The sequence below is a fragment of the Kitasatospora sp. NPDC059327 genome (assembly GCF_042752535.1).
In the GTDB taxonomy this organism is placed as follows: Bacteria; Actinomycetota; Actinomycetes; order Streptomycetales; family Streptomycetaceae; genus Kitasatospora.
Genome location: NZ_JBHYYB010000003.1, coordinates 126,509 through 149,667 on the forward strand (window position 1 = coordinate 126,509; position 23,159 = coordinate 149,667).

The 23,159-nt window shown below is 75.5% G+C and carries 20 protein-coding genes; 12 read left to right on the plus strand and 8 right to left on the minus strand.

The genetic code is table 11. From position 1 onward, the window contains the following. Nucleotides 1–9: 9 nt before the first annotated feature. The 5 genes from panD to ACFXHB_RS03045 all read right to left on the minus strand — a co-directional run bounded on the left by panD (nt 10) and on the right by ACFXHB_RS03045 (nt 4,727). On the minus strand, nt 10–459 hold the full coding sequence (panD, locus tag ACFXHB_RS03025) for an aspartate 1-decarboxylase (protein WP_360640373.1): 450 nt from the start codon (nt 457–459) through the stop codon (nt 10–12). A 206-nt stretch (nt 460–665) separates the two neighbouring features. Then, on the minus strand, nt 666–1,589 hold the full coding sequence (gene panC / locus ACFXHB_RS03030) for a pantoate--beta-alanine ligase (RefSeq protein WP_380571564.1): 924 nt from the start codon (nt 1,587–1,589) through the stop codon (nt 666–668). Beyond that, a complete protein-coding gene (locus ACFXHB_RS03035) occupies nt 1,589–2,536 on the minus strand; it encodes a Rossmann-like and DUF2520 domain-containing protein (protein WP_380571565.1) in 948 nt (315 codons plus the stop codon). Before ACFXHB_RS03035 ends, panC begins: the two co-directional genes overlap by 1 nt. Nucleotides 2,537–2,811: 275 nt before the next feature. Next, entirely contained in the window at nt 2,812–3,501 is a 690-nt protein-coding gene (locus tag ACFXHB_RS03040) for a response regulator (RefSeq protein ID WP_380571566.1), read from the minus strand. 32 nt (nt 3,502–3,533) lie between these two features. Beyond that, nucleotides 3,534–4,727 carry a sensor histidine kinase gene (locus ACFXHB_RS03045; RefSeq protein ID WP_380571735.1) on the minus strand — a complete coding sequence of 398 codons (1,194 nt, stop codon included), beginning with the start codon at nt 4,725–4,727 and terminating at the stop codon, nt 3,534–3,536. A 165-nt stretch (nt 4,728–4,892) separates the two neighbouring features. Here ACFXHB_RS03045 and ACFXHB_RS03050 point away from each other — a divergent pair, with 165 nt between their 5' ends. Continuing rightward, the gene (locus ACFXHB_RS03050; RefSeq protein WP_380571567.1) at nt 4,893–5,912 is read left to right on the plus strand and encodes an SAM-dependent methyltransferase; all 1,020 of its coding nucleotides are present in this window, start codon (nt 4,893–4,895) and stop codon (nt 5,910–5,912) included. Next, nucleotides 5,909–7,078 carry an NADH-quinone oxidoreductase subunit D gene (locus ACFXHB_RS03055; RefSeq protein ID WP_380571568.1) on the plus strand — a complete coding sequence of 390 codons (1,170 nt, stop codon included), beginning with the start codon at nt 5,909–5,911 and terminating at the stop codon, nt 7,076–7,078. Before ACFXHB_RS03050 ends, ACFXHB_RS03055 begins: the two co-directional genes overlap by 4 nt. A gap of 100 nt (nt 7,079–7,178) precedes the next feature. Here the strand turns inward: ACFXHB_RS03055 and ACFXHB_RS03060 are convergent, their stop codons facing one another. Beyond that, nucleotides 7,179–8,012: a hypothetical protein gene (locus ACFXHB_RS03060; RefSeq protein ID WP_380571737.1), complete on the minus strand. Its 834-nt coding sequence runs from the start codon at nt 8,010–8,012 to the stop codon at nt 7,179–7,181. Nucleotides 8,013–8,269: 257 nt separating this feature from the next. Between ACFXHB_RS03060 and ACFXHB_RS03065 the strand changes: the two genes are divergently transcribed. The 9 genes from ACFXHB_RS03065 (at nt 8,270) to ACFXHB_RS03105 (ending at nt 20,296) form a co-directional block, all read left to right on the plus strand. Beyond that, nucleotides 8,270–8,713 carry a hypothetical protein gene (locus tag ACFXHB_RS03065; protein WP_380571569.1) on the plus strand — a complete coding sequence of 148 codons (444 nt, stop codon included), beginning with the start codon at nt 8,270–8,272 and terminating at the stop codon, nt 8,711–8,713. Nucleotides 8,714–8,902: 189 nt separating this feature from the next. Further along, nucleotides 8,903–11,830: a toxin glutamine deamidase domain-containing protein gene (locus ACFXHB_RS03070; RefSeq protein WP_380571570.1), complete on the plus strand. Its 2,928-nt coding sequence runs from the start codon at nt 8,903–8,905 to the stop codon at nt 11,828–11,830. A gap of 85 nt (nt 11,831–11,915) precedes the next feature. After that, nucleotides 11,916–13,220, plus strand: coding sequence for an SUKH-4 family immunity protein (locus tag ACFXHB_RS03075; RefSeq protein ID WP_380571571.1), 1,305 nt, complete (start codon nt 11,916–11,918; stop codon nt 13,218–13,220). Between the two features lie 226 nt (nt 13,221–13,446). Next, nucleotides 13,447–14,307 carry a glycerophosphodiester phosphodiesterase gene (locus tag ACFXHB_RS03080; protein WP_380571572.1) on the plus strand — a complete coding sequence of 287 codons (861 nt, stop codon included), beginning with the start codon at nt 13,447–13,449 and terminating at the stop codon, nt 14,305–14,307. A 131-nt stretch (nt 14,308–14,438) separates the two neighbouring features. After that, nucleotides 14,439–15,401 carry a Ppx/GppA family phosphatase gene (locus ACFXHB_RS03085; protein ID WP_380571573.1) on the plus strand — a complete coding sequence of 321 codons (963 nt, stop codon included), beginning with the start codon at nt 14,439–14,441 and terminating at the stop codon, nt 15,399–15,401. A gap of 640 nt (nt 15,402–16,041) precedes the next feature. Continuing rightward, nucleotides 16,042–16,845, plus strand: coding sequence for a sugar phosphate isomerase/epimerase family protein (locus ACFXHB_RS03090; protein WP_380571739.1), 804 nt, complete (start codon nt 16,042–16,044; stop codon nt 16,843–16,845). A 28-nt stretch (nt 16,846–16,873) separates the two neighbouring features. Beyond that, on the plus strand, nt 16,874–17,653 hold the full coding sequence (locus ACFXHB_RS03095) for a class I SAM-dependent methyltransferase (RefSeq protein WP_380571574.1): 780 nt from the start codon (nt 16,874–16,876) through the stop codon (nt 17,651–17,653). Between the two features lie 118 nt (nt 17,654–17,771). Further along, a complete protein-coding gene (gene ilvD / locus ACFXHB_RS03100) occupies nt 17,772–19,616 on the plus strand; it encodes a dihydroxy-acid dehydratase (RefSeq protein WP_380571575.1) in 1,845 nt (614 codons plus the stop codon). A gap of 146 nt (nt 19,617–19,762) precedes the next feature. Continuing rightward, nucleotides 19,763–20,296 carry a hypothetical protein gene (locus tag ACFXHB_RS03105; RefSeq protein WP_380571576.1) on the plus strand — a complete coding sequence of 178 codons (534 nt, stop codon included), beginning with the start codon at nt 19,763–19,765 and terminating at the stop codon, nt 20,294–20,296. A 15-nt stretch (nt 20,297–20,311) separates the two neighbouring features. On the opposite strand, the gene ACFXHB_RS03110 is transcribed toward ACFXHB_RS03105, so the two are convergent. Both ACFXHB_RS03110 and ACFXHB_RS03115 read right to left on the minus strand, forming a co-directional pair. Continuing rightward, a complete protein-coding gene (locus tag ACFXHB_RS03110) occupies nt 20,312–21,583 on the minus strand; it encodes a hypothetical protein (protein ID WP_380571577.1) in 1,272 nt (423 codons plus the stop codon). A 112-nt stretch (nt 21,584–21,695) separates the two neighbouring features. Further along, nucleotides 21,696–22,145 (minus strand): hypothetical protein, encoded by a 450-nt coding sequence (locus tag ACFXHB_RS03115; RefSeq protein ID WP_380571578.1) that lies wholly within the window; start codon nt 22,143–22,145, stop codon nt 21,696–21,698. A 177-nt stretch (nt 22,146–22,322) separates the two neighbouring features. Between ACFXHB_RS03115 and proC the strand changes: the two genes are divergently transcribed. Then, on the plus strand, nt 22,323–23,150 hold the full coding sequence (proC, locus tag ACFXHB_RS03120) for a pyrroline-5-carboxylate reductase (protein ID WP_380571579.1): 828 nt from the start codon (nt 22,323–22,325) through the stop codon (nt 23,148–23,150). The last annotated feature ends 9 nt before the right edge of the window (nt 23,151–23,159 follow it).

Here is a 23,159-nt window from a genome sequence, read left to right on the forward strand (position 1 = left end):
GTGGCTCCTTCAGCGCGCGGCGGTCGGGGCCGCGCCGTTGCCGTCACCGTACGCCGCGTCGCCGCGCAGCAGTCCGGTGCCCTCCCCGGCCTCGGCGGGGTCGCCGCCCAGGCCGGTGATCCGGTTGTCGGCGTCCACGAAGACCACCTTCGGCAGGTAGCCCTTGGCCTCGGCGGTGTCCATCTGCCCGTAGGCGATGAGTATGACGAGGTCGCCGGGGTGGACCAGGCGCGCGGCGGCGCCGTTGATGCCGATCACGCCGGTGCCGCGCGGGCCGGCGATGGTGTAGGTCTCCAGCCGGGCGCCGTTGTTGATGTCGACGATGTGGACCAGCTCGCCGGGGAGCAGGTCGGCGGCGTCGAGCAGGTCCTCGTCCACCGTGACGGAGCCGACGTAGTGCAGGTCGGCCTGGGTCACGGTGGCCCGGTGGATCTTGGACTTGAGCATGGTGCGGAGCATGGGGTCACGCCTCCAATGAGTGCATGCCTGAGGGGAAGTGCTTCCGGACGGTCCTGCGGATGGTGCCGGTGCCTGGCGGGGGGCCGGGCTCGCCGGTCCTCTGCCTGGCGGCGGATTCTGTGCTCGCCGGTCCTCTGCCTGGCGGCAGATTCTGTGCTCGCCGGTCCTCTGCCTAGCGGCAGATTCTGTGCTCGCCGGTCCTCTGCCTAGCGGCAGATGACGTGGACGTTGTCGATCAGGCGGGTGGAGCCCACCTTCGCGGCGACGGCCAGCACGGCCTCGCCCTGGAAGTCGTCCGCCACCTCGGTGAAGTCGTGCGGGTCGATCAGGGCGAGGTAGTCAAGGGCGACGCCTTCGGCGCCGGGGGCCTCGATCGAGGCGGCGAGGGCGGCCGCGGCGGCCTCGCGCACGGCCTTCGGCCCCTGGGCGGCCACGTCGCGGCCGGCGAACAGGGCCTTGGACAGCGCGAGCGCGCGCTCGCGCTCCTCGGCGGACAGGAAGCGGTTGCGGGAGGAGAGCGCCAGCCCGTCCTCCTCGCGGGCGGTCGGCACCCCGACGATCTCGACGTCGAAGTCCAGGTCGGCCACCATCCGCTGGATGATCGCCAGCTGCTGGGCGTCCTTCTCGCCGAAGAAGGCGAAGTCCGGGTCGGTGATGTGCAGCAGCTTGGCCACCACGGTCAGCACCCCGTCGAAGTGACCGGGCCGGGTGGTGCCCTCGAAGCGCTCGCCCATCGGGCCGGCCGCCAGGCGCACCTGCGGCTCGCCGTTCGGGTAGACCTCCTCGACGGACGGCGCGAAGACGACGTCGGCGCCGTTCTCCTCGGCCAGCCGCACGTCCGCGTCCAGGTCGCGGGGGTAGCGGTCGAGGTCCTCGCCGGCGCCGAACTGCAGCGGGTTGACGAAGACGGTGACGGCGACCCGCCCCTCCCGGCCGACCTGCTTGCGGGCGGCCCGGATGAGCGCGGCATGACCCTCGTGCAGGGCGCCCATGGTCATCACGACCGCGTTGTCCACCGGCTGCTCGTCCGGCCAGAAGGCCGCCTCGAAGTCGGTGACGGTCCGGGTCACGACGGCCCGGTGGACCTTCGGCGCCCGCTGGGCCTTGCCGGGCTGCTTGCCGCGTGCCATCAGTGGTTCTCCTCGTTCAGTACGTCCAGCAGCGCCGCCGCCGACGCTTCGTCGATCGTCCCGTGGGCCAGCGCCCGCTGGGCGGTGGCGCGGGCCATCGCCCGGTAGGCGGCAGGGATGTCCGGGGACACCGTACTGAGCTGCGCCAGGTGGCGCCGAACGGTGCCCGCGTCGCCCCGGGCGACCGGGCCGGTGAGGGCGGCGTCGCCGGAGCGCAGGCTGTTGTCCAGGGCGGCGCCCAGCAGCGGGCCGAGCAGTCGGCCGGGCTCGGCGACGCCGGCCGTGCGCAGCAGCTCCGACGCCTGGGCGACCAGGGTGACCAGGTGGTTGGCGCCGTGCGCGAGGGCCGTGTGGTAGAGCGGACGGACCCCCTCCGGCACCCACTCGGGATCGCCGCCCATCTCCACCACCAGGGCTTCGGCGACCGGGCGCAGCTCGTCGGGGGCGGTGACCCCGAACGGGCAGCCGGCCAGCCGGGCGAGGTCGACCGGGGTGCCGGTGAAGGTCATCGCGGGGTGCAGTGCCAGCGGCAGCGCCCCGGCCCGGGTGGCGGGTTCCAGGACGGCGACGCCGTGCGCGCCCGAGGTGTGCACGACCAGCTGGCCGGGGCGCACCGAGCCGGTCGCGACGAGGCCGGCCACCAGGTCGGTCAGCGCGTCGTCGGGGACGGTGAGCAGCACCAGGTCGGCGGCGGCGAGCACCTGCGGCGGGGAGACGATCCGGACGCCCGGCAGGAGCTGCTCGGCGCGGCGGCGGGAGGCGGCGGACACCCCGGAGGCGGCGACCACCCGGTGCCCGGCGAGCTGCAGGGCGGCGCCCAGGGCCGGGCCGACCCGGCCGGTGCCGACCACCCCGACGGTGAGGCGCGCCGGGCGGTTGCCCGGGTCCGCCGGATCGCCGAAACCGTCGGCGGGCGGGGAGGGGGCGGCGCTGTCGGAGCCACTCACGCGGCCACCTCCGGGCCGGTTCCGGGCCGGGGGCGGTCCCGGCGCTCGGCGGGGGCAGTCGCCATGGCGCACCTCTCGACGGTGAGCCCGGTTCGCTCGCTCACGGCTGGGCCCTGGTCCTCACTCTTACCGTTCCGGTCCTCGGCGGGTACCGGACGCACCGGCCCATTCTACGGCCGGGGCCGGTCCGGCCCTCATCCCCCGCAGGGCCCGGACCGGCCGTTCCGCACGGCCCGGGAGGCGCCCCCGGCCGGGCCGGTCCCCGGAGCCCCCGGCTAGTCCGCCGCGCCGGCCCGGATCAGGCCCGCCTCGTAGGCGAGCACCACGGCCTGGACCCGGTCGCGGAGGTTGAGCTTGGCCAGGATCCGGCCGACGTGGGTCTTCACGGTGGCCTCGGAGAGGACCAGCCGGGCGGCGATCTCGCCGTTCGAGAGGCCCTGGGCGACCAGCAGGAACACCTCGCGCTCGCGCTCGGTGAGCGGGCCGAGGGTGTTCGGGCCGGGCGCGCTCGCGGCGGTGGGCAGCACCTCGGCGAACCGGTCGATCATGCGGCGGGTGGTGGTCGGCGCGACCACGGCGTCGCCGCCGTGCACCGCGCGGATCGCGGCCACCAGCTCGGTCGGCGGCACGTCCTTGAGCAGGAACCCGCTGGCGCCGGCCTTGAGTGCGGCGAAGGCGTACTCGTCGAGGTCGAAGGTGGTCAGGATGAGGACGTGCGGGGCGTCGGCCAGCGGGCTGCCGTCCTCGGCGAGGCAGATCCGGCGGGTGGCCTGCACCCCGTCGAGGCGGGGCATCCGGACGTCCATCAGGATCACGTCCACCCGTGTGTGCCGCAGCTTCTCCAGGGCCTGCGCGCCGTCGCCGGCCTCGGCGACGATCTCGATGTCGCCCTGGGACTGCAGGATCATCCGGAAGCCGGTGCGCAGCAGCTCCTGGTCGTCGACGAGCATCACGCGGATGGTCAAGGTGGTCTCCTGGTTCGTGGGCGGCAACGTGGTCAGTGTGCTGCCTTGAGCGGCAGGACGGCGCGGATCCGGAAGCCGCCGCCGGGGCGCGGCCCGACGTCCAGGCTGCCGCTGACCATGCCGACCCGCTCGCGCATCCCGATCAGGCCGTGGCCCTGGCCGTCCGTCCCGCCGGAGGTCAGCTGCTCGTCGGTCGAGCCGCGGCCGTCGTCCTCGATCAGGACGGCCAGCTCGCGGTCGCCGAAGTCGACCGCGACCCGGGCGTGCACGTCGGGGCCGCCGTGCTTGCGCACGTTGGTCAGCGCTTCCTGGACGATCCGGTAGACGGTCAGCTCGACGCCGCGCGGCAGCTCGCGCGGGTCGCCCGAGGTGGCGAAGTCGACCTGGAGGCCGGCGGTGCGGACCTGCTCCAGCAGGTCGGGCAGCTCCTCGACGCCGGGCTGCGGCACGTACTCCTCGGCGGTGTCCGCGGTGCGCAGCACGCCCAGCAGCCGGCGCATCTCGACGAGGGCCTGTCGTCCGGTCGAGGCGATCGTGCCGAGCGCCTCCTTGGCCTGCTGGGGCGAGTTGTCCAGCACGTACGCGGCGCCGTCGGCCTGGACGATCATGACCGACACGTTGTGCGCGACCACGTCGTGCAGCTCACGGGCGATCCGGGCGCGCTCGGCGGCGACCGCCACCTTGGCCTGGGCGTCGCGCTCGCGCTCCAGCCGGGCGGCGCGGTCCTCCAGCTCGACCAGGTAGGCGCGGCGCACCCGGGTGAGCCGGCCCCACGCCCAGCACAGGATGAACGGGCTGGTCATCAGCCCCATGATGAGGAGGGTTTCGCCGACGCCGTAGGGGTGGAAGGTCGTCGTGCTGGTCTCCCGGTGGTACTGGCTCTTGAGCAGCCCCTGCTCCCAGAACACCAGCGGCCCGGCGGACAGGCCGGCGGCGAGCGCCAGCCGGGAGATCCAGGCGGAGCCGAAGGCGGCCCCGGTGTACGCGAAGACCAGGTAGGCGATGCTGGAGCCGCCCGGGTCGACGTCGAGCGCGACCTGGGTCAGCCCCACCACGACGGCGGCGGCCACCGTGAGGTCGGGCAGGCGCCGCCGGAAGACCATCAGCAGCGGCAGGACGACCGCGACCACGAGTTGGACGGTCTCCTGCCAGCCGCCCTGGCCGGCGTCGTTGGGGAGCAGGCCGAAGAACAGCACGATCGCCGCCCAGGCGGAGTCGACCACCATGGGGTGACGGCGGAGCCAGGCGTTGAGTCGTTGCACGTCTCAAGCGTAGGCAGTCGCGGAGCGTGGTCGGGTCCGCCGGGAGGGCGATCCGCTCTACTCCCTAGGTCGGAGAACCCCCGGCTCCGGTTGGGAGGGTCGGCCCGCGGCCGGGTAGCGTCCCGCGGCATGAGTTGGATGCGGTGGCGGCCCGCCATGGAAGAGGCCCTCTACGCCCCGGAGGGCGGCTTCTACCGCAGGCCGGAGGGCCCGGCCGGGCACTTCCGCACCTCCGTGCACGCCTCCCCGCTGTTCGCCCGCGCGGTCGCCCGCCTGCTGCTGGACGTGGACGCGGCGCTTGGCCGTCCGGAGGAGCTGGCCTTCGTGGACGTCGGGGCCGGTCGCGGTGAGTTGCTGGCCGGGGTGCTGGCCGAGCTGCCGGACCGGGTGCTGGCCCGGCTGCGGCCCTACGGGGTGGAGATCGCGGCGGGCCGCCCGGCCGGACTGCCGTCCACAGCCCTGTGGACGGACGAGGTGCCGCGCGGCGTCAGCGGCCTGCTGTTCGCCAACGAGTGGCTGGACAACGTGCCGCTGGACCTCGCGGAGGTGGACGGGGACGGGGTGCTGCGCTACGTCGAGGTGGACACCGCGACCGGCGAGGAGCGGCTCGGCGGCGCGGTGGACGAGGCCGACGCGGCGTGGGCCGCGCGCTGGTGGCCGGCCCCGGAGCCCGGGGACGTGGTGGAGTTCGGCACCCCCCGTGACGCCCGCTGGGCCTCGGCCGTCGCGGGGATCGAGCGCGGCCTCGCGGTGACGGCGGACTACGGGCACACCGCCGGGAGCCGCCCGGTCCTGCCCACCCTGACCGGCTTCCGGGCGGGCCGTGAGGTGCGCCCGGTACCGGACGGCTCCTGCGACCTCACCGCGCACGTGGCGCTGGACGCGGTGGCCGCGCCCGCCCTCCACAGCCTGTGGACAACCCAGCGGGAGGCGCTCCGGGCGCTCGGAGTGAGCGGGGCCCGCCCGCCGCTGGCGCTGGCCTCCACCGACCCGGTGGCCTACCTGCGGGCGCTCGGCGGCGCCGGGGAGGGCGCCGAGCTGACCGACCCGGCGGGCCTGGGCGCGTTCGGCTGGCTCGCGCAGGCCGTCCGCATGTCGGTACCGGAGAGCCTCGCCGGCCTCGGGGGATGGCAGACTCTCGGGTCATGAGGGAGACCACGGTCGGCATCGGGGCGGGAGCCGAGAACTTCACCGGCGAGGCGGGGAGTACCGACATGGTGCTCAACATCGGCCCGCAGCACCCCGCGACCCACGGTGTGCTGCGGCTGAAGCTGGTGCTGGACGGCGAGCGGATCGTCACCGCGGAGCCGGTGATCGGCTACATGCACCGCGGCGCGGAGAAGCTCTTCGAAGCCCGCGACTACCGGCAGATCATCATGCTGGCGAACCGGCACGACTGGCTCTCCGCGTTCGCCAACGAGCTGGGCGTGGTGCTCGGCGTCGAGCGGATGCTCGGCATGGAGGTGCCCGAGCGCGCGGTCTGGATCCGCACCATGCTCGCGGAGCTGAACCGCGTCCTCAACCACCTGATGTTCCTCGGCTCCTACCCGCTGGAGCTGGGCGGGATCACCCCGATCTTCCACGCCTTCACCGGCCGCGAGGACCTCCAGCACGTGCTGGAGGAGGCCTCCGGCGGCCGGATGCACTACATGTTCAACCGGGTCGGCGGCCTCAAGGAGGACGTGCCGGCCGGTTGGCTCGGCCGGGTCCGGGCGGCGGTCGCCACCGTCCGCTCGCAGCTGCCGGTCTTCGAGGAACTCGTCCTCGGCAACGAGATCTTCCGGGCCCGCACCGCCGGCGTCGGCGTGCTCGGCAAGGCGCACGCCGAGGCGTACGGGGTCAGCGGTCCGATCGCGCGGGCCAGCGGGCTCGACTTCGACCTGCGCCGCGACGAGCCCTACCTGGCGTACGGCTCGGACGAGCTGCGCGAGGTGCTGACCGTGGTCACCCGCGAGGAGGGCGACTGCCTGGCCCGGTTCGAGTGCCTGCTGGAGCAGACGGTCAACTCGCTGGACCTCGCGGACGCCTGCCTGGACAAGCTCGCCACGCTGGCGCCCGGCCCGGTCAACCTGAGGCTGCCCAAGGTGCTCAAGGCCCCCGAGGGCAGCACCTACGCCTGGACGGAGAACCCGCTCGGCGTCAACGGCTACTACCTGGTCTCGCGCGGCGACAAGACGCCGTGGCGGCTGAAGCTGCGCTCGGCGTCCTTCAACAACATCCAGGCGCTCACCGAGTTGCTGCCCGGCACCCTGGTCGCCGACATGGTGGCCATCCTGGGCTCGATGTTCTTCGTCGTCGGCGACATCGACAAGTAGCCGCGCCCGGGGCGGGCGGCGGCGCCCGGGTGCGCGGTGCCCGGGGTGCGCGGCGCCGCCCCGGCGGGTGGCGCGGGGCGGCGGCGACGCGGGCGGGGGACTACTTCCTGCCGGTCTTCTTCGCCGGGTCGGCCGGGTGCGGGGCCACCTTGCGGTCGCCCTTGGTGGCGATCCGCTGCTCGCAGAGGCCGGCCAGCACCTGGTACCCGGCCGGGCCCATCAACTCGGTCAGTTCGGGGCGGTAGCTGATGTACACCGGGTCCGGGCCGGTGTGCGCGTCCGGGCTGCCGGTGCACCACCAGTGCAGGTCGTGGCCGCCCGGGCCCCAGCCCCGCCGGTCGTACTCGCCGATGGTGACCTGGAGGTAGCGGGTGTCGTCCGGGCGGTCGATCCAGTCGTAGGTGCGGCGCACCGGGAGCTGCCAGCAGACGTCCGGCTTGGTCTCCAGCGGCTCCTTGCCCTCCTTGAGCGCGAGGGTGTGCAGGGCGCAGCCGGCGCCGCCGGGGAAGCCGGGGCTGTTGAGGAACAGGCAGGCGCCGTTGACCCGCCGGGTCTGCCGGTCGCCGTCCTCGTCGAACATGGTGATGCCGCCGTCGAGTCTGATCCGGCCCTTGGCGTCGGTGCCGTGCGCGAAGTTCTCCCAGATCTCGGGCGTCAGCCGGGCCGCGTGGCCGGCCACGCGCTGCTCGTCGTCCTCGTCCGAGTAGTGGGCCCCGAGCGTGCAGCAGCCGTCCGACTCGCCCCGGCCCTCGCGGATGCCCTGGCAGCCCCGGCCGAAGATGCACGTCCAGCGGGAGGTCAGCCAGGTGAGGTCGCAGCGGAAGACCTGCTCCTCGTCGTCGGGGTCGGCGAACTCGACCCAGGCGCGCGGGAAGTCGAGCGGGACCTCGGGGCGCGGGGCGTCGAGCGGGACCTCGGCGCGCAGGGTCGGCATCGCGAGGTCGACCGGGGTCGCGCCGGCCTTGGGCTTCTTCTTGGACGTCTCTGCTGCTGCCACCCGGCAAGGGTAGAGCCTTCACGGCGGTGCGAACCGCCCGTGGCCGGGGCATTTGCGGTGATTTCGTCGCGCGGTGGCCGACGACGCCGCCGCCGGACGGGGTGAAGGCGGGGTGAAGAGGTCATCGGCGTGCTGCGGCCCGGCCCGGTGGCACCCCTAGGATGGCGGCCGGTCCGCTACGGGGAGGTACGGGGATGGCCAGCGGCAGCAGCAGCGGTGACGCCGGGAGCGGCAGGTTCGCCCTCAAGCCGTGGGAACTGCACGGCGAGGGGCGGGAGTTCGAGAAGATCTCGGAGGACTTCGGGAAGGCCGCCGCCGGTCTGGAGCAGTCCCTCACCGCGCTCGGCAGCCCCTGGGGGCTGGACCGGCCGGGCAGCGGGTTCGCGGCCGTCTACCAGGGCGCGCGCGGTGGGCTGCTCGGCGGCCTGCGCGGGCTGGCCGGGCAGCTGGGGCAGGTCGGATCCGGGCTGCACACCATGGCGGAGCGGACGGTCGACGCCGAGACGACGGCCGCCGCGGGCTTCGGCGGCGGCCCGGGCAAAGGCGGGCCCGGCGGCCCGGCGGCGGGCGGGAATCCCGGGACGCCGGCCGCAACCCCGGGGGCCCCGACCACCGTCCCCAAGGACAGGTCGGCCTGACGGTCCGGCGGTCCGGCGGGTGGGGCCGTAAGCGGTGGGCCGCACGCCGGTGGGCCGCCCGTCCGGGGCCGCGGGTTCAGGGTCGCGCTGCGGGGCCGCCCGTCCGGGGCCCGGCCCGTCGGCGGCCGCGTTCCAGGCCGCACGTCGCGGTCCGCACGTCGAACGTCCGTACGTCGAAGGGGGAGGCGCATGTCCCGGAAGCTGCCCGAGGAGCTGGCGCCGGTGCTGGCCAGGACCGGCCACCGGTGGCCGCAGGCCGACGAGGACGGACTGCGCAGGGCGGCCGGCCTCTGGCGCGACTTCGGCACCGAGGCCGAACGCCTCGGCAAGCGCGGCGGGGACTCCGCCAAGCGCGTCACCGGGGAGAACTCCGGCCGCGCCGTGGAGGCCTTCGGCGAGTACTGGCGGGCGTTCAGCGGCGGCGGCAAGGGCCATCTGGACGACGCGCACACCGCCACCACCCTGGTGGCCGGCGCCTTCGACACGGCCGCCCGGGCCGTGGACAGCTGCAAGGCCGAGCTCGTCGCCACCCTGACCGAGCTGGCGGCCGAACTGCGGAAGGCCGACGAACAGGCGGCCCGGGCCAAGGCCGCGGCGGCCGGGGTCGCCACCGCCGCCCGCACCGGCGAGGCGGCGCCCGGCGGGGTCTTCGGCGGTCTGCGGCAGACCCTCGGCACGGTGGCCGGCGGTGTCCGGGACGCCGCCACCGAGCAGGTCGCCGAGGCCATGGCGGCGATCGCGGTCGAGAGCGCCGGGCTGAAGATCGGCGGCCTGCTGGACGAACTCGGCCGGGCCATGAAGGACGGGCTGAACGGCACGCTCAAGGAGCCCGCCGTGGTCGCGCTGCTGCGCCTCGCGCCGGGCGGCGGGACCAGGGTGCGGCCGGCGTCGTTCACCGGTGGTGCGTTCGACCCGGTCGCCGCCGGGCTGCCCGCCGCGCTCGCCGAGCCGGGCGTGCTGGGGGCGGACGGCACGGGCCTGGCGGTGGTGCTGGGTCAGGACGGCAGGCCCGTGGTCGGGGTGCCGGGTCTGGTGGTCAAGCTCGACGCGGCCGGCCGGCCGGTGCTGGACGAGCACGGCGACCCGGTCATCGTCCGGGCGGACGGCACCCCGGTGGCGGACGCGAGCGGGCTGCTCGTCGTCGCGGGGCCGGACGGCAAGCCCCTGGTCGGGGTCGAGGACCTCACCGTGGAGCTGGACGAGCAGGGGCGGCCGGTGCTCGGCGAGGACGGCCGGCCGGTGCTGACCGACCAGAACGGCAAGGAGGTCCGCGGCGTGCCGCTGGCCGACCTCGCGGCGGGCGCCGGAAGGAACGGCCACGGGCTGGACGGCAGGCCGGGCGGCCCGCTCGCCGACGGGCCGGGCGCCGTACTGCCGGGCGTGCCCGGGGCGCCCGGCGTGCCCGGGGCCGGGGTTCCCGGGGTCGGGCCGGACGACGTGGTCGTGACGGCGGGCCCGGATGCCGGCGGGCACCCCCGGCCGGACGGGGCGGCGGGCCGTCCGGAGGCGGACGGGTCCGGTGGCGTCGGGCCGGTGCGGGCCGCGGTGGCGGCCGGTGGTGGTGGTGACTGGGCGCCGGCCGGCCACCCGGACGGCGCGGGCCGTCCGGCGGCCCCGGCACACCCCGGCGGTGGTGGCCCGATCGGCTCCGCCGGTCCGGCCGACGACGACTACCACCTGCCGCCCGCGGCCCCGGCCGCGCACCCCGGGGGCGGGGGCGCCCCGGTGACGGTACGGACCGACTCGGTGCTCGCGCCGCCCGCCCCGTCCGGTCCGGCCGCACCCGCGCACTACCCGTCGGCGCCGGACGGCCCGTCCGGCGGTGGCGCCCAGGGCAGTTTGTACGGCAGCTCCTACGGCGGCTCGTACAGCGTGCCGGTGGCGGCCGGGCCGACCGGTCCGGGCCCGTTCGCGGGTACCCCCGGCAGCTCCTACGGCGGGCCGGTGGCGGCCGGGCACGGGCCGGCGCCGTTCGGCAGCGGGGTCGGTGCCGGTGCGTCGGCGGGGGCCGCCCACCCCGGTGCGGCGGTCCCGGCCGGGCCCGTCGGCCCGGTCGTCGTCCCCGGCCCGGGTGCTCCGGCGGCGGGTGTCCCGGCGGCCGGTGTTCCGGCGGCCGGTGCGCCGGGCACGCCCGGGGTACCCGGCAGCGCCTCCCCCGGACAGCACGCCCCGGCCGAGGCCCGCCCGGGTGTCGGCGCGGGTCTCGGCGCCGGCGGTCCGCGGGGGGCCACCGGCACCCCGCACCCCGTCACCGCGCCCGTCACCGTGCCCGTCCCGCAGCCGACGGTCCCGCTGCCCGTCGGTGCCGGCCGCCCCGAAGGCCACCCGGACGACCACCGGCGCCGCCCCGACGCCTCCCCGGCCGAGGGCGGGCACGGTCTCGCCTGGGCCGCCGTCCCGGTCGCCACCGCGCACGCCATGGCGCTCCAGCTCGCCCGGCGGGCCCTGCTCGGCAGCGGCCCCGAGGAGCACCAGGTCCGGCTGCGGACCATCGCCGACAGCCGCCCGTACGGCCTGCCCGGCGGGCTGGCGCCGGTCGACCCCGAGCACCGGCGCGAGGTCGAACGCCGGGTGCCCCGGAACGGCGACGGCCTGCCCGTGCGCCACCCCGACCCGGCGGCCGGCGGCTGGACGGAGGTCGTCAACGCCACCGGCCCGCAGGCCCCGGGCCGGGCCAACAACAGCCTGGAGATCGCGCTCTCCGCCGTCGACACCTTCACCGGCCGGCCGACCTGCGCCGCGCCGCGCGTCCCCACCGAGGGCGACGCCGGCGAGCGCGGCGGCCGCGACCGCGCCGAGCGCGAACTCGGCGCGCCGTTCCGTGACCTCGGCGACGGCGGTCCGGCCTTCGGCCGCCTGGCCGGCGAACTGCGGCGGGCCGGTCACGGCTCCCAGGCCGTCCTGCTCACCCTGGACGGCTTCGGCCGCCCGCACGCCTGGAACGCCGTCAACCACCGGGACACCGTGACCTACCTCGACCACCAGGTCGGCCGTCGGGGGGCCGAGCCCCTGCACGACGGGGGTCACGGCCTCTGGGCCATCGCCCTCGGTCCGGACGGCCGCCCGCTCGACCTCGGTGCCCGCCGCCCCGAACCCGCGACGAGCGGCACCCGGTGACACCCCGCCCGCCGCACCCCGACCGCGAGCCGTACCCCGCCCGCCCGCCGTACCCCGACCGCGTCCACGCAAGGAGCACCACCCTGTGACCACCCGCGCGCAGGCGATCGAGGCCGCCCACCGCTGGATCAACGGCGAGCTGCCCAGAGCCTCCGCCGACGCCTCGACCGGGAGCCGGCGGGTGCACTCGCACGAGTTCGACCTCGGGTGGGTGGTCTGGGCGGAGCCCTCACCGGTCGGGGTGGACCCGTTGACGGGGGAGCGGCGCGCGCCCGAGGAGGTCGGGGCGGCCTGCGCCGTGGTGGACCGGGCGACCGGGCGGTTCACCGTCTGGCCGTCCCTACCGGTGGACGAAGTGACCACGCTCTACCGGGACTTCCTCGGGGCCGGCGCCCACGACCCGGCCCTGCCGCCGGCCACCGGGCCGGGCACCCGGGCCGAGCTGACCTATCGCGACGACCTCGGCGAGGTGCGGTCCCTGGTGCTGCGGTCGGCGCCCGGCCTGCCGCACCCGGCGCTGCGCGGCTGGTGGTGGCTGCGGGAGCGGGGCGTCCGGGCGGAGGACGTGCTGGCCGTCCACACCGATCTGCGGCTGAGCGGGCTGCCCGGCGGCTACTGGGCGTACGCGCTGGCCGCCGAGCTGCCGGGGGTCCGGGTGGACGCCGACCTGGCGTACGGGCCGCGCTTCGACCACCGGGCGGCGGCGGTCCGCGGGTTGCCGGCCGAGCCCGGCCGACCGGTCCGCAACCGGGTGCCCTTCCCGCCCGCCGGACCGGCCCCGGCCGCCGAACCGGACGGGGAGCCGGCGGCCCTGCTGGTGGAGGTGTTCGGTGCCGGGGGCGTCCAGCGCTTCGACCCGGCCGACGTCGCCCGGGCGGACCTTCCGGAGGCCACCGCCCGGGTGCTGCTCACGGTCGGTGTGCCGGTCGTGGTCGAGGGGTTCTTCGCCCTGCACCACCCGCGGCCGGACGCCGTCGCGGACGGCACCCGGCCCGGTACGGTGCTGCCCCCCGTGGCCGCCCACCTGGCGGACATCGGCCGCGGCACCCGGGTGGCCGAGCGCGAGCGCCTCGCGCTGGCCCCGCAGCTGCTGCTCGGCACCGACGGCTGGGCGCTGATCACGCTGGACACCGCCTGCGGCGCCGTCCGGGCCGTCGACCCCGACTACGCCACCGCCCGGCACTGCAACGCCGGGCCGGCGGCCTTCGTCCGCGGCCTGGCCCTGTTCGCCCGCCGGCTGCCCGGCCTCCGCGGGCTCGACCCGCGGGCCGCCGGCGCCGCCGTCGCGGACCTGCAGCGCGCCCTGGCGGCGATCGACCCGACGGTCTTCGACGACCCGGAGAACTGGTGGGCCGTCATCGTCGAGCAGCTGTGGGACGGTCTGCTGTAGGGGCGGGCCCGCCGCACCGGGTGGGCGTCCGGGTGACCCGCGGTGCGCCGCGACCGGGCCCGCCGGGCGGCGGGCGCAGGCTGAGGGGAACCGACGCGCCGGTCGGCCGGCTTGCCGGTCCCACGGCGGCCGTTCGAGGATTTCCCGGCGCCCGTACCCTGCCGGGTGTCGCACCGTCCCGGGTGTCCCACCTCCCGGCGTCCGAACCAGAGCTGGAGCCCGAGCCGTGACCGCCTCGCCCCGCACCGCCCACGCGGCCCTCCTCGCCGCCCTCGCGGTCCTGGCCGCCGGCTGCGCCTCCGCGCCCGGACTCCGGGCCGGCCCGGTCGCCGCCCGGCAGGTCTGCGACGCACCGGTGGTGATCGGCCACCGGGGATCACCGCTCGACGCCCCCGAGAACACCATGGCCTCCTTCGAGAAGGCCCTCGACCAGGGCGCGGACTGGCTGGAGACCGACGTCCAGACCACCAAGGACGGCGTTCCGGTGCTGATGCACGACGCCACCGTGGACCGCACCACCGACGGCAGGGGCGCCGTCGCCGACCTGACCGCCGCTCAGCTCGCCGGTCTGCGGGTGACCGTCGGCCCCGGACCCGCCGAGCCCGTGCCGACGCTGGACCAGCTGCTGAGGCGTCTCGCGGGCAGCCGGGTCAGGCTGCTGATGGAGATCAAGTGGCAGCGCGCCGAGGACGTGGCCCGGATCGCCCGGCTCGCGGCCGGCAGCGGCGCCCGGGTGTTCCTCTACTCGTTCTCCGCCGATCACCTGCGCCAGGCCCACGCGGTCGCCCCCGCCCTGCCGGTCGTCCTCATCCAGGGCGCCTCGCTCGCCGACGACCCCGGCGGCCTGCCGCTGTACGGCATCGCGCTGGACACGACGCTGGCCACCGCCGCCCGGATCGGGACGGAGCGCGCGGCCGGCCGCGAGGTCTACGTCTGGACCCTGGACGACGAGGAGTCCTGGCAGCTGATGAGCGACCGGAAGGCCGACGGCCTGATCACCGACGCCCCCGGCCGGGCCCGCCGCTGGGCCGACGCCGAGTGCCGCACCGCCCGCCCGGCCGCCCCGCCCGACAGCCGCGGGCACTAGGCCCGGTCGGCCGGACCGGACCCGGCCGCCGCCGGTGGTCCGGACCAACCCGCCGGACCAGCCCGCCGGACCGGAACGAGTACCGACGTGCCAGGTCTGCGGCGGGGCGGGATCGCGTAGCGTGGAGAGTTATGCGACTCGGTGTTCTCGACGTAGGTTCCAACACGGTCCACTTCCTCGTGGTGGACGCCCACCCCGGGGCCGCCCCGGTGCCCGCCTACTCCCACAAGGCCGAGCTGCGGCTCGCCGAACTCCTCGACGACCGGGGCGCGATAAGCGAGCCCGGAGTGGCGAAGCTGGTCGGCATGGTCGCCTCCTCGCTGCGGGTCGCCGAGGACAAGGGCGTGGTCGACATCCTGCCGTTCGCCACCTCCGCCGTCCGGGAGGCCGCCAACGGCGAGGAGGTGCTGCGCCGGGTCGCCGAGGAGACCGGCGTCGACCTGCGGGTGCTCTCCGGGCAGGACGAGGCGCGGCTCACGTTCCTCGCCGTGCGCCGCTGGTTCGGCTGGTCCTCCGGCCGGCTGCTCAACCTGGACATCGGCGGCGGTTCGCTGGAGATCGCCTGCGGTCTGGACGAGCAGCCCGACGTCGCCTGCTCGCTGCCGCTCGGCGCCGGCCGGCTCACCGGCCGCTGGCTGCCCGGCGACGTGGCCGACCCCGACGTCCTGCGCGAGCTGAGACGCCACATCCGGGCCGAGATCGCCACCGTCGCCGGCGAGATCGCCCGGCTCGGCGCCCCCGACCACGCGGTCGCCACCTCCAAGACCTTCAAGCAACTGGCCCGGATGACCGGCGCCGCCCCCGCCGACGCCGGCCCCTACGCCGACCGCCGGCTGACCCGCGGCAACCTCTCCGCCTGGCTGCCCCGGCTCTCCGCGATGACCGTCGCCGAACGGGCGCGGATCCCCGGTGTCTCCGAGGGCCGCGCCAAGCAGCTGCTGGCCGGCGCCCTGGTCGCCGACGCCGCGATGGACCTCTTCGGCCTGGACGAGCTCGACGTCTGTCCCTGGGCGCTGCGCGAGGGCATCATCCTGCGCCGTCTGGACACCATGGACGCCGCCGTCGACCGCCGCCGGCCCGCGCTCGCCACCTGAGCTCCGGCCGGGCCCGAGGGCGGTCCGGCCCGGCCGCACCGGGAGGGCCGCTCCCCGTTCCGGGCGCGGTCCGCTTACGCTGTCTCCCGTGGCGCAACCAGCGGGCGAGGACGGGACGCGGGAGGGCCGCGCTCCCGGGGACGGGCAGCCGCGGTCGGACGCCCCGCGCCGCGCGGACCGGTCGCCCGCGGCCGCCGACGCCCCCCGCACCCGCAAGCTCGGCAAGGCCGTGAAGGGCGTGAAGGCCGGGAAGAGCGTCGCGGCGGCCGAGGCGACGACCGCCGGGAAGACCCCGCGGGCAGCCGGGAGGACCCCCGGCGCCGCGGTGAAGAAGGCGGCGACGAAGGCCGTGCGAAAGGCCGTGAAGAAGACCGCGGAGAAGCCTGCGGGGAAGTCCTCGGGGAAGCCTGCGGGGAAGTCCCCCGGGAGGCCGGCCGGACCGGCCCCCGCCGCCCGCACGGCCCCCGGCACCGCACCCGCCGAGGGCGCGTCCCGGGAGACCCGGACCGCGCGCGCCGCCGGCGCCGCCAAGGCCGCCGTCCAGTCCGTGAAGTCCGTCAAGGCCGCCCGGCAGGCCGCCACCCGCCCGGCCCCGCTGCTGCGCACCACCGACCGGCTCGTCCTGCCGCCGCACCCCGGCCTGCACATCCCCGACACCAAGGTGGCGCTCTCCACCGCCTCGGTCTACCCGGCCAACACCGCCATCGCGTTCGAACTGGCCGAGCGGCTCGGCTACGACGGAGTCGAGGTGATGGTCTGGAACGACCCGGTGAGCCAGGACATCGAGGCGCTGCGCCGGCTCTCCGACGCCCACCGGATGCCGATCCTGGCCGTGCACGCGCCCTGTCTGCTGATCACCCAGCGGGTCTGGACCAGCGACCCGTGGACCAAGCTGGTCCGGGCCCGCGCGGCGGCCGAGAAGCTCGGCGCGAGCGCCGTCGTCGTCCACCCGCCGTTCCGCTGGCAGCGCCAGTACGCCCGCGAGTTCGTCGAGGGCGTCAACCGGATGGCCGGTGAGACCGATGTCCGCTTCGCCGTCGAGAACATGTACCCCTGGCGCTACCGCGACCGCGAGATGCTGGCCTACGCCCCCGGCTGGGACGTCACCGAGGAGGAGTACCGGCACTTCACCATCGACCTCTCGCACGTCGCCACCTCCCGGATCGACGCCCTCGCGATGGTCGAGCGGATGGGCGACCGGCTCGCCCACATCCACCTGGCCGACGGCAGCGGCTCGGGCAAGGACGAACACCTGATCCCGGGCCGGGGCAAGCAGCCCTGCGCCGAACTGCTGGAGCACCTCGCCCGGACCGGCTTCGACGGCCACGTGGTGCTGGAGGTCAACACCCGGCGCTCCGCGTCCCCCGCCGAACGCGAGGCCGACCTCGCCGAGGCGCTCGCCTTCACCCGTCTTCATCTGGCCACCCCCGCCCGGCTACGCTGACCACGAACTGTCGTACCGAGGGGGAGACATGACGGACGGTCCGGACTTCCGGCGGCTCGCGGGATCGTTCGGTTCGGTGGCGGCCGAGTACGACCGGGCCCGCCCCTCCTACCCCGACGAACTCTTCGACGAACTGGAGCGCCTGGCCGGCCGCACCCTCAAGGGCGCCCGGGTGCTGGACGTCGGCGCCGGTACCGGCATCTCCACCCGGCTGCTGGCCGCCCGCGGCGCCGACGTGGTCGCCGTCGAGCCCACTCCCGGCATGGGCGCGCAGTTCCTGGCCTCCTCGCCGGGCCTGCCGCTGGTCAGGGGCAGCGGCGACGAGCTGCCCTTCCACGACCGCTCGGCCGACCTCGTCACCTACGCCCAGGCCTTCCACTGGACCAGGCCCGAGCTCTCCATCCCCGAGGCGCTGCGCGTGCTGCGTCCCGGCGGCGCCTTGGCGACCTGGTGGAACGTGAAGGACAGCGGCGTCGGCTGGGTGCGCGCGATGGGCGAGCGGCACGCGGCCGCGATGGCCGGCCTCTACCACGGGTACGGCGCTCCCGGAGAGATCGTCGGTCAGCTCGCCCCCCACGGCCTGCGGGTCCGCACGGCGGTGCTGCGCTGGGAGCGCCGGATCACCGTCGACCACCTGATCACGGACCTCACCTCGCGCTCCTACTTCGCCTCGCTGACGCCCGAGCGGCGCGCCCCGCTGCTGGCCGCCGACCGCGAGGCGCTGCTGGCCGAGTTCCCGGACGGCTGGGTGACCGAGCCCTACGTGCTGGACCTCACCGTCGCACTGGCCCCGGGCGGCGCGGCCTGACCGCATCGCGGACGCGGTGTCCGGCCGCCGGACGGCGGGCGTAGTCTCGGAAGACACAGCGGCCGCGCACCCTCCCTCCCGGCGGGGCCGCGAGCAGCCTCCGAAGGAGTGGAGCACAGTGCCCGAGCTGAAGTCCCGTACGGTCACCCACGGTCGCAACATGGCAGGCGCCCGGGCGCTTCTCCGGGCCGCCGGCGTAGCCCGCGAGGACTTCGGCAAGCCGATCATCGCGGTCGCCAACTCCTTCACCGAGTTCGTCCCCGGGCACACCCACCTCCAGCCGGTCGGCCGGATCGTCTCCGAGGCGATCAAGCAGGCGGGCGGCATCCCGCGCGAGTTCAACACCATCGCGGTCGACGACGGCATCGCGATGGGCCACGGCGGCATGCTGTACTCGCTGCCCTCGCGCGACCTGATCGCCGACTCGGTGGAGTACATGGTCAACGCGCACTGCGCGGACGCCCTGATCTGCATCTCCAACTGCGACAAGATCACCCCGGGCATGCTGATGGCCGCGCTGCGCCTCAACATCCCGACCGTCTTCGTCTCCGGCGGCCCGATGGAGGCCGGCAAGGCCACCCTGGTCGACGGCACCGTGCGCAAGCTGGACCTGGTCGACGCGATCTCCCAGGCGGTGAACGAGAACGTCTCCGACGAGGACATCGCGATCATCGAGGAGAACGCCTGCCCGACCTGCGGCTCCTGTTCGGGCATGTTCACCGCCAACTCGATGAACTGCCTGACCGAGGCGATCGGCCTCTCGCTGCCCGGCAACGGCTCGGTGCTCGCCACCCACACCGCCCGCCGCGCGCTGTACGAGAGGGCCGGGCAGACCGTCGTCGAGATCACCAACCGGCACTACCAGCAGGACGACTACAGCGTCCTGCCCCGCTCGATCGCCAACCGCGCCGCCTTCGAGAACGCCGTGGCGCTGGACATCGCGATGGGTGGCTCGACCAACACCATCCTGCACCTGCTCGCCGCCGCCCAGGAGGCCGAGCTGGACTTCGACATGCGGGCCATCGACGCCGTCTCGCGCCGGGTGCCCTGCCTCTCCAAGGTCGCGCCCAACGGCTCGTACTACATGGAGGACGTCCACCGGGCCGGCGGCATCCCCGCCATCCTGGGCGAGCTCTACCGCGGCGGCATGCTCAACGAGGACGTGACCACCGTCCACTCCGACTCGCTCGCCGAGTGGCTGAAGACCTGGGACGTCCGCGGCGGCTCGCCGACCGCCGAGGCCGTCGAGCTGTGGCACGCCGCCCCGGGCTGCGTCCGCTCCGCCGAGGCCTTCTCGCAGTCCGAGCGCTGGGAGACGCTGGACACCGACGCGGCCAAGGGCTGCATCCGCAGCGTCGAGCACTCCTACTCGGTGGAGGGCGGCCTGGCCGTGCTGTACGGCAACCTCGCCGAGGACGGCTGCATCGTGAAGACCGCCGGCGTCGACGAGTCGATCTGGACCTTCAGCGGCCCCGCCGTCGTCGTCGAGTCCCAGGAGGACGCGGTCGACGCGATCCTCACCAAGCGGATCAAGGAGGGCGACGTCGTCGTCATCCGGTACGAGGGCCCCAAGGGCGGCCCCGGCATGCAGGAGATGCTCTACCCGACCTCGTTCCTCAAGGGCCGGGGCCTCGGCAAGGCCTGCGCGCTGGTCACCGACGGCCGCTTCTCCGGCGGCACCTCGGGCCTGTCGATCGGCCACGCCTCGCCGGAGGCGGCCTCCGGCGGCACGATCGCCCTGGTCGAGGACGGCGACATCATCGCCATCGACATCCCCGGCCGGACGATCTCGCTGGAGGTCTCCTTCGAGGAGCTGCACGAGCGCCGGCTGAAGCTGGAGTCCGAGGGCGGCTACCGGCCGAAGAACCGGGACCGCCAGGTCAGCCAGGCGCTGCGGGCCTACGCCGCGATGGCCACCTCGGCCGACAAGGGTGCCGTCCGGGACGTCTCCAAGCTCGGCTGACCCTCCCGCGCCACCAGGAGCCGTTCCGCCCCGGCGGGACGGCTCCGCCGCTTTCCCGGCCGGGCGCCGGGTACGGACCGGCGGCCGGAGGGTGCCGGGCCGCCGGTGCTGGGTCGAGGGACGGGCGTCGGGTGATAATCGGCCGTGTGACCGAGGACCCCACCCCCACCCCCACCCCCAAGCCCGCCGGCGCCCCCGAGCCGGAACCGATCCGCTGGTTCGGCACCAGCTGGGTCGACCGCGGCACCGACTACCGGCTGCGCCGGGTCGTCGTCCCGCTCGGCGCCCTGCTCGCGGCCGCGGCCGGGGCGTTCGTCCTGCGCTTCGCCGTCGAGGGCGTCCGGCTCTCCGACAACGGCGGATTCGTCAACGGCCTGCTGGTGGCCGCCGTGGCGATCTGCTCCTGCCTGTCCGGACTGCGCAACTGGAAGCTGCTCAGCGAGGGCAAGGACCAGCTGACCGGCTGGATGGCCGAGGACAAGTCGCTCGGCGTGGTCTGGATCATCGGCGGGGTCGGCGCGCTGTTCGCCTACTTCCTGCGCGGCCTGGTCGAGGCGCCCGGCGAGGCCGTCAAGCGCGCCCGGTACGAGCGGGCCACCGCCCAGTACGGGCGGCGCCGGGCCGGCCGCAGCGGCCGGCCCGACACCAGGGCGCCGGGCCGGGACAAGCGCAAGCGCTGAGCCGCCGCGGGGCGGTCAGCCGCGGCTGAGCACGTGGCAGCTGCCGTTGCCCCCCAAGGCCTGGTCGCGGTCGTACGGGTCCCGGGTCGGTCCGGTCGGGTTCGGCCGGACCGGCGGGAACTGGTCGAACTCCGGGTGCAGGAAGCCGTCGCTGACGCCGCAGGCGCTGTTGCCGAAGCTGGGCACGGTCAGCTCGACGGAGACCTTCTTCGGATCGACGCGGTACTTCGCCGGATCGTGGAAGCGGAAGGTGTCGCTGCGCCGGACGATGGTCCGGGTCGTCCAGGTGTCCCCGGCCGCGTCGGCGGCGGGCGTCACGAGGCCCACCGGCCGCACGGCCGCGGGCGGACCTGCGGCGGGGCGCGGCGAGGCGGCCCGGCGGGCCGCCTCCGGGCCGGGGCGCAGCGCGTACACGTAGGTGATGTCGGTTTTCACCCGCACGCCGTTCTCACCGTCGGCCTCGTAGCTGATCCAGCCCCGCACCTTGACCTCGGTGGACACCGGGATCGCTTCCAGCGGGTCGAACCGGGTGAACCACGAGCTGGGGTCGTCCACGGGCGACGGGTGGGCCAGTGACCGCGAGGCGGTGCCGAGCGTCACGGTGTCCAGCATCGCCAGCGCGGCGTCCGGGCTGCCGCCCGCGATCAGCTTCGGGTCCAGGTTGGCGGCCGACACGTAGTCCCGGATCAGGTTCAGCTGCGCCGCCACCTGCTCCGCACTGAACGTGCCGGTGGGCTGCGCGGCCTTCGGCAGCTCGATCCCGGCCGCTCCGGAGGCCCAGCTCTCGGCGGGGGAGTCGGCCCACGGGTGGTCGACGGTCGGCCGCAGGGCCGCCGTGGCGGACGGCTTCGCGACGGTCCGCGCGCTGCCGGGCCGGTCGGAGGCGTCGCCGAGGTGGGTGGAGTACCAGGAGCGCAGGCCGTCGATGTTGACGGCGGCGAGCACCAGCAGGACGGCCAGCAGCACGTACAGCGCTGTCCGCCACTGCGGCCGCCGGCGGCGCGGGGTGCCCCAGGGGTCGACCGGCTTCGGCGCGCGGCCGAACCGCTTGGCCTTCCGCGGGCCGTCGTTCACCGAGCGCCGCCCGCCCGGGTCGACCGGCGGGGTGTGCTGCCACCGGGCGCTGAGCATCCGGGTGCGACCCGCCTGCTCCTTCACGGTGGCGCCGCGGATGAACTCCTCGTCCAGGACGAGGTCGGCGAACGGGTCCTTCCCGTCCGCTCCGGACGCCCCGTCCGGGGCCCGGTCCTCGGACGGGCGCGGTTCTGGATCTTCGGCTATCGGCATCGCGCCAGTATGCCGACGGGGTGTGACGGTTCATTGATCGGGGGCACACCGTGTGATGAACTCGTGCGCGGTGTGCGGCGATCGGTCCGCTATGTCCGGACCGGACGGACCGTCACCCCTTGCCGCGGGCCTGCTTCACCGAACCGACCACGCCCGCGACGGCCAGCAGCAGGCCGGCCGGCAGCAGCGAGAGGAAGAACGCGCCGAACAGGCTCGCGTCCCCGAGGATCGTCTGCGCCAGCGTGTTCAGCACCAGCAGCCCGCCCGCCGCCGGCAGCGCCGACTTCCACGGGTGCGCGGCCGCCCACCGGCGCAGCCGCCGGTCGCCGGTGTCCTTGCGCAGTTGGCCGCCCACCGTGCCGACCAGGAAGAAGAAGAACAGCGCCCAGCTGGCCGGACCGGCCAGCATGCTCAGCGACCAGTCGCCGGTGATCGCGTCGATCCCCAGGGCGGTCGCCCCCACCACCGCACCGACTCCCGCGGCCGTCCGCCACGGCCCCAGCGTCGCGGCGGCGACGGCGGCTTGCCGGTTCTCACGTCGGGACATCTCTCCGTGTGCCATGCCTCCACGGTGCGCCCGCGCACGGCCCGAAGCCATAGGGGAGAACCCCGAGTTTCTCCCTAGGGCCCACCGCGCCCGGCGGGGCGCCGGGCGCGGGTCTTCCGGAGGGTGGACGGTCCCGCCGCACGCGGGGGAGCGGTGCGAGGATGGCGGCAGGAACGGATGCAAGGAGCGGGCATGGGCAGCGGCGCGGCGCACGGGCAGAAGATCGCCTTCCTCGGGACGGGCAAGATCGGGGAGGCGCTGCTCTCCGGTCTGCTGCGGGCCGGGAAGGACCCGGCGGACGTCCTGGTGACCGCCCGCCGGCCGGAGCGGGCCGCCGAGCTGGCCGCGAAGTACGGCGTCGGCGTGGTGGGCAACCACGAGGCCGCCAAGCTCGCCGACACCCTGATCCTCGCGGTGAAGCCGCAGGACATGGGGACCCTGCTGGACGAGCTGGCGCCGCACGTCGGCGCGGACCGGCTGGTGATCTCGGCCGCGGCCGGCATCCCCACCGCCTGGTTCGAGGAGCGGCTGGCGGCCGGTACCCCGGTGGTCCGGGTGATGCCCAACACGCCCGTCCTGGTGGACGAGGGCATGAGTGTGATCTCCGGCGGCTCGCACGCCACCGAGGCGCACCTGGAGCGGGCCGAGGAGATCTTCCGCTCGGTCGGCAAGGCGCTGCGACTGCCCGAGTCCCAGCAGGACGCGGCGACGGCGCTCTCCGGCTCGGGCCCGGCGTACTTCTACTTCCTGGTCGAGGCGATGACCGACGCCGGCATCCTGCTCGGCCTGCCCCGGCACGTGGCGCACGACCTGATCGTGCAGTCCGCGATCGGCGCCTCGGTGATGCTGCGGGACTCCGGCGAGCACCCGGTGAAGCTGCGCGAGGCGGTCACCTCGCCGGCCGGCACCACCATCGCGGCCATCCGCGAGCTGGAGAACCACGGGGTGCGGGCCGCGCTGCTGGGCGCCCTGGAGGCCGCCCGGGACCGCTCGCGGGAGCTGGCCTCCGGCGGCAAGTAGGCCGCCCAG